Here is a 14257-nt window from a genome sequence, read left to right as displayed (position 1 = left end):
GGGAAGACGTGGCGGGGCTGTTGCGCCCTCATCTCCGGAGTTTCGCCGTCGTCGTGATCCTTCAGGTGATCGGTGCTGTCGCGGGTCTGGCGCCGCTGCTGGCGGTCGTCGAACTGGGTCGTACCCTGCTGTCGCCCGGCCCGATCGATCACGATCATGTCTGGACCGTGGTGATCGCGGGTGCTGTCGGGTTGTTCGTCCGGCTGGTGTTCACGGCCGCGTCGTCCGGGATCGGGCATGTTATCGACGGCCAGGTGCAACTGACGTTGCGCCGGCAACTGGCCGCGCGGCTGGGGCGCGTGCCGATCGGCTGGTTCTCCCGGCGCCGGACCGGCGAGCTGGCCAAGGTGGTGGGCGAGGACGTGAGCGCCGTGCACCCGTTCATCGCCCACGCCCCCGGCGAGCTCGTCTCCGCGTTCGTGGTGCCGCTGGTGTCGCTGGTCTACCTGTTCACCGTCGACTGGCGGCTCACGCTGATCACGCTGGTCCCGGTGGTGATGGCGATGGCGCTGGTCCCGCTACTGATGCTCCCCGCCCGGACGCGCGAGCAGGAGGAGTTCGACGCGGCCATGGGACGGATCGCGAGTTCCGTCGTCGAGTTCGTGCAGGGGATCTCGGTGGTCAAGGCGTTCGGCGGGTCCGAGCGCGCCCACCGCTCGTTCCTGTCGGCCGCGGACGATTTCGTCAGCGTCTTCTTCCGGTGGGTGCGGGGCATGTCCGTGGTCGCCGCCGGGATGCAGCTGGTGCTGTCGCCGCCGTTCGTGCTGCTGGTCGTGTTGATCGGCGGTACGGCGCTGATCATCTCCGGTGGCCTGGCCCCCGCCGACCTGCTGCCGTTCCTGCTGCTCGGACTGGGCCTGACCGCTCCGGTGGCGGCCCTCGGCCACGGCTTCGACGACCTGCAGGCCGCCCGCCGCGCGGTCGGCCGGATCAAGGAAGTGCTCGAGGTACGGTCGCTGCCGGAGCCCGCGCACCCGGTCGCGCCACAGGGGCACCGGGTGGAACTGCGGGGCGTTCGATTCGCCTACGAAGGCGGCCACGAGGTGCTGCGCGGGATCGACCTGACGCTCGAACCGGGAACGGTCACCGCGATCGTCGGGCCGTCGGGAAGCGGGAAGTCCACGCTCGTTCAGCTGTTGCCGCGCTTCTTCGACCCGGACCACGGTTCGGTCGTCCTGGGCGGTGTCGATCTGCGCGAGCTCGGCAGCCAGGAGCTGTACCGGACGGTCTCCTTCGTCTTCCAGGACGTTCGCCTGCTGCGCGCGTCGGTCGCGGACAACATCGCGCTGGCCGTACCGCATGCCGGCCTCGACGACGTGATGCGCGCCGCCCGGCTGGCGAACATCCACGACCGGATTGTCGAGCTGCCCCGCGGCTACCAGTCGGTGATCGGTGAGGACGCCCGGCTGTCGGGTGGCGAGGCGCAGCGGATCTCGATCGCGCGCGCCCTGCTCGCCGACGCGCCCGTTCTGGTGCTCGACGAGGCGACCGCCTTCGCCGACCCGCAGACCGAGCAGGCGGTGCGCCGGGCCCTGGCGACACTGGGCGGCGATCGCACGATCGTGGTCATCGCCCACCGGCTGGAGACGATCGCCGACGCCGACACCGTAGTGATGCTGGAGAACGGGTCGATCGTCGAACGCGGCAGACCCGCCGAACTGCTGGCGCACAACGAGAAGTTCGCCGCGTTCTGGCAATCCCACCGATCGGCCGCCGCCGACGAGACCGAGCCCCGCAGTGGCGTGGCGCGAGGAGACGAGCCCCGATGATCCGAATGTTGCTGCGCGTTCTCGGAAACGAGTACGCCCAGGCGATGCGTCGCACCGTGGTCCTGATGACGGCGACCGCGGTGGCGGAGGGTTTGTCCTACGCGTTGCTGGTTCCGGTGCTGCGGGCACTGCTCGGGAGCACGCCCGCGGACGCCTGGCCCTGGCTGATCGCGTTCGGGGCCGCGGTCGGGGGCTACGCCGTGCTCCGCTACGTCAGCGACCTGTCCGGTATGCGGGTCGGGACCACGATGCTGCGCGGCATGTACCACCGGCTCGGCGAGCATCTGGCCCGGCTGCCCATCGGCTGGTACAGCGCCGGCCGGGTCGGTGAGGTGTCCGTCATGGCCAGCCGCGGCCTCCTGCAGGCGATGGGCGTGGCGGCGCACCTGCTGGCACCGTTCATCTCCGCCCTGGTGACTCCCCTGACGATCGTCGCCGTGATGATCGCCTTCAACTGGCAGCTGGGGCTGGCCGCGTTGGTCGCCGCGCCCGTCGTGGCGGCGATCCAGGCCTGGACGGCACGCTCGACGGCCGCCACCGACGCCGAACGCCACGAACGCGACAAGGAAGCCACCGGGCGCGTCATCGAATACCTCCAGGCCCAGCCGGTGCTGCGAGCCGGCGGCCGGACCGCCGAACGCTTCACGTTGCTCGACGACTCGCTGCGCGACGTCCAGCGCGCCTCCCGCCGTACCGTGCTGGCGACGCTGCCCGGCGCGGTGGGCCTGACGCTCACGGTGCAGGCGATCTTCACCGTGGTGTTGGTCCTCGGCGCCTACCTGGCGCTCGGCGGGACCGCCGGGGTGGCGGAGATCCTGGCGATCCTGGTGCTGGCCGCCCGCTGCGCCGACCCGCTGCTGTCGCTGTCGGACATCGGCGGCAAACTCCGCGGCGCGCGTTCCGAGCTGGACAGGCTCGACAAGGTCCTGCGCACCGAGCCGCTGCCGGAAGCCTCCGAGCCGATCCAGCCGGAACGCCATGACCTGGAGTTCGAGTCCGTCACCTTCCGGCACAACGACCGCACCGTGATCGACGACGTGTCGCTGTCCGTGCCTCAGGGACAAAGGCTCGCCGTCGTCGGACCGTCGGGAGCGGGGAAGAGCACCTTGCTGCAGCTGCTCGCGCGCTTCTACGACGTCGACCAGGGTGCGGCGCGCGTCGGAGGTGTGGACGTACGCGCGATCAGCACCGAGGTGCTGATGCAGCGGATCGCCATCGTCTTCCAGGACGTCTATCTCTTCGACGGCACGATCGAGGACAACGTGCGTCTCGGCCGTCCCGACGCCGACGAGGCCGAGGTCCGGGCAGCCGCGACCGCCGCGCGGCTGGACGAGGTGATCGAGCGGCTGCCCGGCGGATGGGCCGCGAACGTCGGCGAGGGCGGCGCGCTGCTGTCGGGCGGCGAACGCCAGCGCGTCTCGATCGCGCGAGCGCTGCTGAAGAACGCGCCCATCGTGCTGCTGGACGAGGTGACCTCCGCACTGGACCCCGTCAACGAGGCAGCCGTACACGAGGGCATCGAACGCCTGATGGCGGGCCGGACGGTGGTGATGGTCGCGCACCGGCTGCGAACCGTCCAGCGCGCCGATCGCATCGCCTTCCTGGACGGCGGCCGGATCGTGGAGGAGGGCAGCCACGACGAGCTGCTGCGCCGCGGCGGCCGCTACGCCGACTTCTGGAACATGTCGCTGACACCGGCGGTGAAGGATTGAGCCGGCAGGTCTCAGCTTCGGTGCTCCACCCACGTACGGCACGCCTCAGTCACCGGCACTGACGCTCGGGCTGTGACAATACGCGAACGAGCACGCCGGAGAGGCAGTACCGGTGATCGGTCCGCGATTCTCGGTGCTTGATTCCGAGGGTCGTCCGGCCGTCACGATCGAGCTCCTCGACGTGCGCGTCGTTCCCGAGCCGAGACTCCTCACGCACCCGAGCCTGATAAGTGCACATCTATTCTGTGATCAGCGTTTTGACGGCGAGTTGTTCCTCGCCCGCGGGGCCGTCGAGGCGGATCGACAACTCCCAGACGCCGCCCATCGGGAACAGCTCGCCCACGGCCACGAAGCGGCCGGGCTCACGCTTGGTGGCGGAGATCTCCGGTGTGGAGTGTCCCATCTCGGCCATCACCGCCGACAGGGCCACAGTGTCGGCGTCGCCCCTGCTCACCTTGATCTCCACGGTGACCTGGCCGGGAGCCGGATCCGCGATGAGGACGGTGGCGGCATAGCGGCTGCCCGTGGTGGTCAGGTCGATCGGTTCGGCGGCCGTGCTCCTGCTCACGACGAACAGCGCCACTGCTGCGGCCACGAGCGTGGCCGCGGCCACCGCGTGCCACCTCTTCATCGCTGGTCCTCCGACTTCATCACTGGCCCTCCGATGTCATCACTGGGCCCCCGATGCGGTCACGTTCACGGTGAAGGGTGCGGTCACGATGCGGTCGGCGGTGGCGTACTGGATCCAGGCGAGGTACCGGCCCGGTTGGGGGAAGCTGAAGGTGAAGCGCACCCGGGATCCCGGGGCGCCCATCTCGTGCACGTGGCCGAAGAATCCGCCGTCCTGGCTGCGTATGAGCAGGTGGCCGGCCATGTCGAGCCAGGTCCGCACGCCGGCGGGGGTGTCCAGCTCGATCATCGTGGGGCGGCCCGCGACGGGCACGGCGGGTTGCAGTCGCGGCGTGCCGGTCGTGCCGGTCGTGCCGGCCTGCGTGGGCGCGCCGGTTCCGCCGGGCTCCGTGATCGTGCCGGCCTTCTCCGATGCTTCGGCCGTCCCTTCGACGGTGAAATCCGCGGCAACGAGTTGCCCGCCTGAGTCCTCTCGTTCGAACTCGGCGTGCGCCAGGTACCGGCCGGGGCGGTCGGCGCTCAGCCTGACCTCCAGGCGCCCGGGTGCCGTGCGCAGGGGGTGCAGGTGGCGGAAGTAGCGTCCGTCCGCGCTGGTGACGACCAGGTGGGCGAGCGCCTCGTGGTGCGCGGTGAGGTCGTCCACGGGCCGCCCGGTGGAGCCGTCGACGAGATCGACTCGCAGGGTGAACGGTTCTCCCGCATCCGGCCGGGCCGGGACCGTCTCCATGCGGACCTGCGCGTACGGCCGCCCTGCCGCGGTCGATGTCGTGGGGGTGGGTGCCGCGCCGGCGGGTGTGGGCGCCGGCACCTGCGATTCGAACACGATGACCATGGCGGCGACCGTCACCCCGGCCGCGGCGCCCGCGACCAGCGCCATCGCCCGTCCCGGCCGGGCCGTCGCCCCGGTGAGCAGACCGCCCACCAGCAGGAGCCCGGCCACGAACAGCCCGCCGTAGATGAGGAGTTCGGCCGCCGATTCGCGTTCGACGAGGACGCGGAACGGGATGACCGCGGTCTCGTCCCCGGCGCTCAGTTTCAGCTCGTGGGGCCCGGTCCGCTCCACCCGGAGCTGCGTGTACTGGGGGTTCACCGTCGCCTGGGCCATGCCGGTCACCGTGTGGCCGTCCTCGACGGAGCGGACTTCGAGGCCGAGGCGCAGGCCGGGCACCGGCTGGTAGGCGACGACGCCGATCCGCAGCGGCCCCGGCACCCGGGTCGTTCCTTTGATCACCACTGTGACCTCGGCGCCGGCGATTGTCTGGGCGACCCGCAGGTCCGCCCCCGCCGTGACGTTGTGCGCCGCGGCGGGGGCGGCCAGCGCCAGTACGAGGGCGGCGGCGAGGCACAGGACTCGGATCATGCCCGCTCGGCGTCGGCCACGCTGGGCCGGACCGGCTCGGCAGTGACCGCATTGGGCAGCAGCAGCGCCCCGAGGGCCAGCCCGATCAGCCCGGCGATGACCGGCGCGCCGGTCCACAGTTCGGGGGTGGCGGGCAGGCCGCCCCCGGTGGCCGAGGCGACCCCGATGTACAGCGACCAGGTGGCGAAGGCCGACAGCCCGGCGAAGGCCCAGTAGGCGGCGCGCCGCTCACCCGACGGGCGCAGCCAGCGGATCAGCAGGTCGCTCACGAACCCACCGGCCACGAACGACAGCAGGATCGGCGCGTTGCGGAACTCCACCTGGGCGCCCGGCATGAGCACCATGATCGTGTACATGACGGTCACCGAGCCGAACGGCAACAGCCAGCGGCGCACCAGAAGCAGCACGGGGCTGAGCATGATGACGTTGGTGACGACCATCGCGATGGCCACCCGGTCGGCGCCCGGGCCCACCGGTCTGGGGCCGGCACTCGATTCCTCCATCAGGGAGAACGCCTGGACGATCCCCTCGGAGCGGTACTGCATGGCGTCGCCGTACGACAGGAACAGCGACACCAGCGTGGTGGCGAACGCGAGCCCGATCAGCGCGGGAAGCAGGCGCCCGAGCGACGGGTGGGCGCCGACGTCGGGGGCGTTCCACGCCGAGCGCACCGGTGTCGTGATGATGAGCATCATCGTCACGATGAGGCCGAGGTGTGACGGGCTGAAAAGAATGTCGATGGTCGTCTCGATGCCGAGGATGGTGTGCCACATCATGTCGGCGAATCCGAAGGCGGCGAAAGCGGGAATCGCCACCAGCCCGGCGAGATAACCGTTGGGGACGGCCGCCAGCCCTTGCCGCCCGGCGCGCACGTTCCGCCACACCTGCCAGATGATCCAGCCCGAGACCACGGCGAAGCCCGAGTAGAACACCGCGTGCCACGGAGTGAAGAAGGTCTCCAGTTCCGCCAGGTTGCTGTGCGCCCAGGCGTCGATCATCAGCCCGACCCCGAACCAGATTCCGAGCAGCGCCATCACCTGGTCTGTCCTGAGGGACACCCATCCGCGGGGCTCCCCGGAATCCGCCAATAATCGCCGAACGCCGGCGGGGGCAGTTGCCACGTCACGCTTCCTTTCCATCGGACCAGTTCTCCTCGGTTGGACGCCGGTGGGCCGGCGGCCCCGTCGGCGAACGCTCGTGCGGCCGACGGGCCGCGCCGTCACCGAGATCATCAACGCTATACAACGGGCGCCGGGGTGGCCGACCCTGTCCGTGTGCGCAGACCGACCGAACAGGAGGAGCAGAAGCTGCAGCAGATCGTGCGGCGGGGCAAACGATCCCAGCGGAGAACGTCAGTTCCTCGCACCACGGGCGATGCGGTACAGCACGTTCGGACGCAGTGGCCCTTCGGGCTCGGTGGGGTCGTCGAAGTCGTCGGCCGGGTCCCGGGTCATGCCGATCCTGCGCATCACCGCCTGGGAACGAAGGTTGGTGGCCGTTGTGACGGCGAGGATCTCAGGAAGCTCAAGAGCGTCGAAGCCGTGGGCCAGGACTGTCAGCGCCGCCTCGGTGGCGTAGCCCTGGCCCCAGGCCGAGCGGGCGAGCCGCCAGCCGATCTCCACTCCTGTGAACGGCATGTAGTCGTCCACTTCGTCCAGGCCTGCGAAGCCGATGAACTCGCCCGTGGCCTCCACCTCGACCGCCCACCACCCGTAGCCCCGCTGGTCGAACTCGGCCTGAAATCGCGCCACGGAGGCATCGCTCTGTTCGCGGGTGAGCAGGTCGCCCAAGTGCTCCCGGACCTCGGGATCGGCGTTCATCGCCGCCCACGGTTCAAGGTCGGAGTCACGCCATCGGCGCAGGATGAGGCGATCGGTACGCAGTTCAGCCATGCTGCCCAGCCAACATGAGCTCTGTCCCCGGAGGCAATCACTTTTCTTCTGCGTGACACCGCCACCCGGAAACACCGATCGCTCCCGGGGTGCACGAACCCAGCCCGAAGGTGAGCGAGGCTCCGGCCCACCGGAACTCAAGCAGTGACCAGGCGAAGCGCCTGGACGACCTCCGAGCCCCTGAGGGCCGTGGACGGGTCCAGGAGCCACTGGGACAGGAAGCCCGTCAGCATGGCCTGGTAGAGCGAGCCCACCATCCGGGCCCGTTCCGGGTCTTCCGCCGGGTCGATGCCCGCGAACAGCTCCGCCAGCCCGTCCCGCGCCGCGTGCAGACCTTGGACGAGGTGTTCGCGCACCTCCGGCAGGTGGTCGGTCTGCCCGATCAGTTCGAACTGCGTGATCCAGAGGGGCCGGAGCCGGTCGAACGACTCGACGACCCGGTCCCAGGCCACCTCGAAGCGTCGCAGCGGCGTGGCGTCGGGCTCGACGGAGCCGGCCAGCGTGGCCCCCAGTTCGTCGCCCCACTCCCTCATCGCCTCGAACAGCGCCTCGTTCATCAGCGCGTCCTTCGAGCGGAAGTGGTAGCCGATGCCCGCCAGGCTCACTCCCGAGGCGCTCGCGATGTCGCGGGCGGTGGTGCGGGAGTAGCCCTTCTCCATCAGGCAGCGCTTGGCCCCTGCGAGCAGATCCTCACGATTTCCCATGGCCCGAGGCTAGCACAATTGTCTCATACAATCGTTCTGGACAAGCGTCTGAAACAGATGTACCGTTCACGGCATGACGAACATCCTGATCTCAGGGGCGAGCATCGCCGGCACCACGACCGCCTACTGGCTGCGGCGTCACGGCTTCACGCCGACCGTCGTCGAGCGGGCGCCCGCCATCCGCAAGGGCGGCTACAAGGTGGACATCCGCGGCGTCGCACTCGACGTGATCGAGCGCATGGGCCTGCTGGAGGCGGTCCGCGCACGCGGCACCGACATGCGCCACGCGACCCACTACGACGCCGCGGGCCGTCCGGTCGCGACCATGGACGCCGACCTGTTCGGCGGGCGCACGGGCGACGACGCCGAGATCATGCGCGGCGACCTCAACGAGCTGCTGTACGACCTCACGCGCGACGACGTCGAGTACATCTTCGACGACACCATCACCGGCATCGCCGAGGACGGCACCGTGACGTTCGAGCGCTCCGCCCCGCGCCGGTTCGACCTGGTCATCGGGGCCGACGGGGTCCACTCCGTCACGAGGCGGCTCGCGTTCGGCCCGGAGGAGCGCTTCCGGCGCGACCTCGGCTGCCACATCTCGATCTCCACCGTCCCCAACCACCTCGCCCTCGACCGCGAGGAGGCCGTGCACGCCGCGCCCGGCAGGACCGCGAACGTCTACAGCACCCGGCAGGACCCGACCGCCAAGGCGCTGTTCATGTGGTCGTCGCCCTCCCTCTCCTACGACCACCGCGACCTGGCCCGGCAGAAGGAACTGCTGGCCGAGGCCATGGCGGGGGCCGGCTGGGAGGTGCCCACGCTGCTGGAGGCCGTGCGGCGCTCGGACGACTTCTACTTCGACTCGGTCAGCCAGATCCACATGGACCGCTGGTCGCGCGGGCGGGTCGTCCTGGTGGGCGACGCGGGCTACTGCGCCTCGCCGGCGTCCGGGCAGGGAACCAGTCTCGCGCTGGTCGGCGCGTACGTGCTCGCGGGCGAGCTCGCCCGAACGCACGGTGCGAGCTTCGAGGGCGCGTTCGACCGGTACGAGAGCGTGATGCGGCCGTTCGTCGAGGCCAACCAGAAGCTCGGCCCGGCCAACCTCAAGGGCATGGTGATGGGGTCACGGTTCGCCATCCGCTTCCAGCTCTTCATGATCAGGCTGCTTCCCCACCTGCCCGGCCGCGATCGCATGGTCGAGCGGGTGGCCGGCGCCATCCACCGCGCCGCCAACGCCATCACGCTGGAGGAGTACAGAACAGTGGAATGAATCGTTCCGTTCTGCTAAGCTGTTCTAAGAACAGAGCGTTCCGTTCCCAACAAATAAGGGAGTCCGCCATGACGATCCTCGTGACCGGTGCCACCGGAACCGTCGGCCGCCTCGTCGTCGACGAACTCGTCCAGGCCGGCCACCAGGTCCGCGCCCTGACCCGGAACCCGTCCCACGCCTCCGAAGTGCTGCCCGCCGGGGTCGAGGTGGTGGCCGGCGACCTCGCGGACCCCGACAGCCTCGTCCAGGCCTTCGACGGCGTCACCGCCGCGCACCTCATCACGTTCGCGGGCGACGACTACGCCCCGCTGAGCCGCGGCGACGAGATCGTGGAGCTGGTCGTCAAGGCCGGCGTGCGCCGGGTGACCGTGCTGGGCGGCCGGGCGGACGGGCCGCTGGAGCAGGCCCTCGCCGCCGCGACAGAGCAGGCCACCGGGCTGGAGTGGACGCTGTTGGAGCCGGTCGAGTTCATGTCCAACACGCTGCGCTGGTGGGCCGGCTCGGTGAAGGCCCACGGCGTGGTGCGCGAGCCCTTCGGCGACCGGTTGAGCGCCCTGGTCCACGAGGCGGACATCGCGGCCGTCGCGGCGGCGGTGCTGACCGGGGAGGGACACGGCGGCCGCACGTACACGCTGACCGGTCCCGAGGCGCTGACCACCAGGGAGAAGGTGCGCGTCCTGGCCGAGGCGACCGGCGTGGGCATCACCTTCACCGAGCTCACCGAGCAGGAGGCCAGGACGGAGTGGCGCTCCTACGGGATGGGTGAGGAGACCATCGAGTTCCTCGTCCAGGCCCTCGGCAACACGCCCGAGGTGGGCTACACCGTGGTGCCGACCGTCGAGCAGGTCACCGGGCGGCCGGCGCGCTCCTTCGCCCAGTGGGCCGCCGAGCACGCCGCCGCCTTCCGCCCGTAGGAAAGTCGGACGACCCTCAGCCGGCGGCCGCCGCGTAGTGGCAGGCCGCCTGGGCTGTGGGCACCGCCGGGAGCACGGCCAGCGGCTCCGACCGGCACCTGCCGTCCACTCCTGCCTCGGCCGCCCGCCCCGAGGCCAGCACCTGGCAGCGGGCGTGGAAGCGGCATCCGCCCGGGATGCGCGTCGGGTCCGGCGGCTCGCCCGTGAGCACGACGCGTTCGGGCGACTCGGGCAGCACCGAAAGCAGGGCCTGCGTGTACGGGTGCCGGGGCGCGGTGAGCACCTGTTCCACGGGGCCCGACTCGACGATCCGGCCCAGGTACATGACCGCCACCCGGTCCGCGATGTTCCAGGCGAGGCCCAGGTCGTGGGTGACGACCAGCGCCGACAGCCCCAGTTCGTCGCGCAGCCGGAGCAGCAGCGCGAGGATCTCGCCCCGCACCGAGGCGTCCAGCGAGGCCACCGGCTCGTCGGCGATCAGCACCTTGGGGTCCAGCGCGAGCGCTCCGGCGATGACCACGCGCTGGCGCTGGCCGCCGGACAGCTCGTGCGGGTAGCGCAGGAAGAACCGCTCCGGCGGCCGGAGCCCGGCCCGGGCCAGCGCCGAGGCGACGATCTCCTGCTCGCCGGCCAGGCCGTGGATGCGCGGCCCCTCGGCGACGGCCTCGTAGACGGTCTGGCGCGGGTTGAGCGAGCCCATCGGGTCCTGGAGGACGAGCTGCACCTCCCGGCGATACGCCTTGAGCGCCTTGGAGCCGTACTCCAGGGCCGTGCCGCCGTACAGAACGGAGCCGGAGGAGGGGCGTTCGAGGCCGAGCAGCGTGCGGGCGAGGGTGGTCTTGCCGCAGCCGGACTCGCCGACGAGCGCCACGATCTCGCCCTCACCGATCGCGAGGTCGACCCCGTCGACGGCGCGGGCGCGCCGGCCGCGCGAGGGGAACTCCACGTGCAGGTCGCGCGCCTCCAGCAGGGTGGGCCGGACCGTGCCGACCGCCTCCGCGGGCGCTTGGGTCTCGGTCACGAAACCTCCATGGCTTGCGTCTCGATCACGACACCTCCAGGGTGGTCTCCGCGGGCTCGGCCTTCTCCGGCCGTACGTGCACGCACGCGGCGCGGCGCTCGGGACCGGCGGGCCACAGCGCCACGTCCAGCGTGGGGCACTCGTCCAGCGCGACCGGGCAGCGCGGGTGGAAGGAGCAGCCCGGCGGCAGGTCCATGGGGTCGGGCGGGTCGCCGCCGAGGCCCTTCGGCGCGAGCCGCGAGACCGGGTCGCCCACCGTCGGGAAGGCGGCGGCCAGCGCGGCGCTGTAGGGGTGCTTGGGGCCGTGGAACACCTCGCGCGAGGGGCCGTGCTCGACCACCCGCCCCGCGTACATGACCGCGAGCCGGTCGCAGACGTCGGCGAGCACCGACAGGTCGTGCGAGATCATGATCAGCGAGATGCCGCGCTCGGCGAGCAGCTCCTTGATCAGCGTCAGGACCTGGGCCTGGACCATCACGTCGAGGGCGGTCGTGGGCTCGTCGGCGATGATCAGCCGGGGCGAGCAGGCGAGCGCCATCGCGATCATGATGCGCTGCCGCTGCCCGCCGGACAGCTCGTGCGGGTAGCTGCGGGCCCGCCAGGCGGGCAGCCCGACCTGCTCCAGCAGCTCGGCGACGCGTCCCCGGGCACCGTCGGGCTTGGCCAGGCCGTGGACGAGCAGCGGCTCGGCGATCTGGTCGCCGATGCGCTGCACCGGGTTGAGCCCGTGCTGGGCGCCCTGGAAGACGATCGAGGCCTCGGCCCAGCGGACGGCGCGCAGCCGGCCCCACTTCATGGCCAGGACGTCCTCGCCGTCGAGCAGGATCCGGCCGCCCACGCGGGCGTCGCGCGGCAGCAGCCGCAGCAGCGCCATGGCCAGCGTCGACTTGCCGGACCCCGACTCGCCGGCGACCCCGAGCGCCGTCCCCGCGTCGAGCGTGAGCGACACCCCGCGTACGGCCGGCACCTCGCCCGCCGCGATGCGGTAGGTGACGGAGACGTCGTCCAGTTCGAGCAGAGCCATCAGCCCGCCTTCCTGAGTCGCGGGTTGAGCACGGCCTCCAGCGCCCGGCCGCACAGCGTGAACGCCATGACGACGGCCAGGATGCACAGGCCGGGGATGATGATGTACCACCACGCGCCCTGCGTCGCCGCGCCGTAGTCGTAGGAGGCGCGCAGCATCGTGCCCCACGAGGTCTTGTTGGCGCTGACGCCGAGGAAGGCCAGCGTGGACTCGGTGACGATGGCGCTGGCGACCTCCAGCGTGGTGCTGGCCAGCAGCAGCGGCGCGACGTTGGGCAGCACGTGGCGGGTGGTGATGTGCCAGTGGCCGCCGCCGAGCGCCTTGGAGCGCTCGATGTACGGCCGGGCCTCCACGGCGAGGGTCTGCGCGCGGATGAGCCGGGCCGTGGTGGCCCAGGTGGTCACGCCGATCGCCACGATGATGGTGAACGTGCTGCCGCCCAGGATGGCGGCCAGCACCATGGCGGTGATCAGCGAGGGCAGCACCAGGAACCAGTCGGTGATCCGCATGAGCGTGGCGCCCAGCCAGCCCCGGAAGTGCCCGGCGGCGATGCCGACGACCATGCCGATGACGATGCTGAGCAGCGCGGCGAGGAAGCCGATGAGCAGCGAGGTGCGCGAGCCCCACCAGACCATGAGCAGGATGGAGCGGCCGGACTCGTCGGTCCCGAACGGCGCGGCGAGGCTGGGCGGCGCGAACTTGGCCCCGGTGCCGGACACCACGCTCGTCACGCTCTGGTCGATGAACAGCGGCGCGACCAGCGCCAGCACCACGGCCACGACCAGCGCCAGCAGGCCGACCATACCGCCCCGGTGCTGCCGGAAGTCCCGCCAGAACCGGCCGAACGCCAGCCGCCTGCGGCTCCAGGCCACCGATCCCGTCGCGACGGCGCTCACGCGGACCTCACCCTCGGGTCGAGCAGGCGGTAGACCACGTCGGCCAGCGTGTTCATGAGGATCACCGCGACGGTGATGAGCATGAACGTGCCCTGCATGAGCGTGAAGTCCGGCACCCTGATCGCCTCGTAGAAGAGCTGCCCGAGCCCGGGCCAGCTGTAGATGGTCTCCACGGTGACCGCGCCGCCGACGACGAAGCCGATGCGCATGAACACCAGCGTCACCGTGGGCAGCAGCGCGTTGGGCACCGCGTGGCGGCGCCGTACCTCGTCGTCGCGCAGGCCCTTGGCGCGGGCCACCGTCACGTAGTCCTGGCTGACCTCCTCCAGCAGGGAGGAGCGCATGACCAGCAGGTACTGGGCGTAGACGACGGCCACCAGCGTCAGGCACGGCAGCACCATGTGCGAGGCCACGTCCAGCACGTACGCGAACCCGTCGGGCGCGTCCACGCTCTCGATGCCCCGCGTCGGGAAGATCCCCGGGATCGGCCCGATGCCCACGCCGAACACCATGAGCAGCAGCAGGCCGAGCCAGAACGTCGGCACCGACCACAGCACCAGCGAGACGCCGGTCGAGACCTTGTCGAAGCGGGAGTTGTGCCGCCAGCCGGCCCGCGTGCCCTGCCAGAGGCCGAGGCTGACCGCGATGACCAGGCCCGCGCCGGCCAGCAGCAGGGTCGGCCCGAGCCGCTCGCCGATCAGGTCGAGGACGGGCCGCTTGTACTCGTACGACGTGCCGAGGTCGAAGCGGAGCGTCTTGCCCACGAAGTCGGCGAACTGGTCGATCAGCGGCTTGTCCAGGCCCAGCCGGTGGCGTTCCAGGGCGAGCTGGGTCGGGGTCATGTTCCGGCCCTGCGCGAGGTTGCGCACGGGGTCGCCGGGCAGCAGCCGGAACACGAAGAACGTGCCGATGATCACCATGGCGATGCTGAACAAAGCCCCACCCGCCTTCGACAGCGCGTACTGCAGCGTGCCGCGGTGGGTGGGGCGTTCGTCACCGGGGCCCGCGCGCCCCCCGGCGGGGGCGGGGGGGGGGCGGGGGGGGCGCGGGGGGGGGGATGAG

At 71.1% G+C, this 14257-nt stretch carries 13 protein-coding genes; 4 read left to right on the top strand and 9 right to left on the bottom strand.

The features are described 5' to 3' along the window. The first annotated feature begins 65 nt into the window (after positions 1-65). Positions 66-1769 carry an ABC transporter ATP-binding protein gene (locus AB0H81_RS08635; RefSeq protein ID WP_358371107.1) on the top strand — a complete coding sequence of 568 codons (1704 nt, stop codon included), beginning with the start codon at positions 66-68 and terminating at the stop codon, positions 1767-1769. Continuing rightward, positions 1766-3481, top strand: a complete 1716-nt coding sequence (locus AB0H81_RS08630; RefSeq protein WP_358371104.1) for an ABC transporter ATP-binding protein — start codon at positions 1766-1768, stop codon at positions 3479-3481. The genes AB0H81_RS08635 and AB0H81_RS08630 overlap by 4 nt, the downstream gene beginning before the upstream one ends. Before the next feature lie 238 nt (positions 3482-3719). Here the strand turns inward: AB0H81_RS08630 and AB0H81_RS08625 are convergent, their stop codons facing one another. From AB0H81_RS08625 to AB0H81_RS08605, 5 genes are all read right to left on the bottom strand, one after another. Continuing rightward, positions 3720-4112, bottom strand: coding sequence for a hypothetical protein (locus AB0H81_RS08625; RefSeq protein ID WP_358371101.1), 393 nt, complete (start codon positions 4110-4112; stop codon positions 3720-3722). A 39-nt stretch (positions 4113-4151) separates the two neighbouring features. Beyond that, positions 4152-5471 (bottom strand): hypothetical protein, encoded by a 1320-nt coding sequence (locus tag AB0H81_RS08620; protein WP_358371098.1) that lies wholly within the window; start codon positions 5469-5471, stop codon positions 4152-4154. Continuing rightward, the gene (locus AB0H81_RS08615) at positions 5468-6529 is read right to left on the bottom strand and encodes a hypothetical protein (protein WP_358371095.1); all 1062 of its coding nucleotides are present in this window, start codon (positions 6527-6529) and stop codon (positions 5468-5470) included. Before AB0H81_RS08615 ends, AB0H81_RS08620 begins: the two co-directional genes overlap by 4 nt. Before the next feature lie 294 nt (positions 6530-6823). Next, positions 6824-7363 carry a GNAT family N-acetyltransferase gene (locus AB0H81_RS08610; RefSeq protein ID WP_358371092.1) on the bottom strand — a complete coding sequence of 180 codons (540 nt, stop codon included), beginning with the start codon at positions 7361-7363 and terminating at the stop codon, positions 6824-6826. 137 nt (positions 7364-7500) lie between these two features. Continuing rightward, positions 7501-8067 carry a TetR/AcrR family transcriptional regulator gene (locus AB0H81_RS08605; protein ID WP_358371089.1) on the bottom strand — a complete coding sequence of 189 codons (567 nt, stop codon included), beginning with the start codon at positions 8065-8067 and terminating at the stop codon, positions 7501-7503. 73 nt (positions 8068-8140) lie between these two features. On the opposite strand from AB0H81_RS08605, the gene AB0H81_RS08600 reads away from it, so the two are divergent. Beyond that, the gene (locus tag AB0H81_RS08600; RefSeq protein ID WP_358371086.1) at positions 8141-9340 is read left to right on the top strand and encodes an FAD-dependent monooxygenase; all 1200 of its coding nucleotides are present in this window, start codon (positions 8141-8143) and stop codon (positions 9338-9340) included. A 68-nt stretch (positions 9341-9408) separates the two neighbouring features. Then, complete coding sequence (locus tag AB0H81_RS08595; protein WP_358371083.1) at positions 9409-10254, top strand: NAD(P)H-binding protein; 846 nt, start codon at positions 9409-9411, stop codon at positions 10252-10254. A 16-nt stretch (positions 10255-10270) separates the two neighbouring features. Here the strand turns inward: AB0H81_RS08595 and AB0H81_RS08590 are convergent, their stop codons facing one another. From AB0H81_RS08590 to AB0H81_RS08575, 4 genes are all read right to left on the bottom strand, one after another. Continuing rightward, positions 10271-11224 carry an ABC transporter ATP-binding protein gene (locus AB0H81_RS08590; RefSeq protein ID WP_358371393.1) on the bottom strand — a complete coding sequence of 318 codons (954 nt, stop codon included), beginning with the start codon at positions 11222-11224 and terminating at the stop codon, positions 10271-10273. A 76-nt stretch (positions 11225-11300) separates the two neighbouring features. Then, positions 11301-12299 carry an ABC transporter ATP-binding protein gene (locus AB0H81_RS08585; RefSeq protein WP_358371080.1) on the bottom strand — a complete coding sequence of 333 codons (999 nt, stop codon included), beginning with the start codon at positions 12297-12299 and terminating at the stop codon, positions 11301-11303. Then, positions 12299-13195, bottom strand: coding sequence for an ABC transporter permease (locus AB0H81_RS08580; RefSeq protein WP_358371077.1), 897 nt, complete (start codon positions 13193-13195; stop codon positions 12299-12301). Before AB0H81_RS08580 ends, AB0H81_RS08585 begins: the two co-directional genes overlap by 1 nt. Beyond that, positions 13192-14257, bottom strand: a 1066-nt coding sequence (locus AB0H81_RS08575) for an ABC transporter permease (protein WP_358371074.1), incomplete at its 5' end; no start/stop codon positions are given. The genes AB0H81_RS08575 and AB0H81_RS08580, both read right to left, overlap by 4 nt.

It is taken from the genome of Nonomuraea sp. NPDC050691, from assembly GCF_040654455.1.
GTDB lineage: Bacteria > Actinomycetota > Actinomycetes > Streptosporangiales > Streptosporangiaceae > Nonomuraea.
Note: the sequence above shows the minus strand (reverse complement) of the source record. Positions and strands in the feature narration are given on the sequence as shown.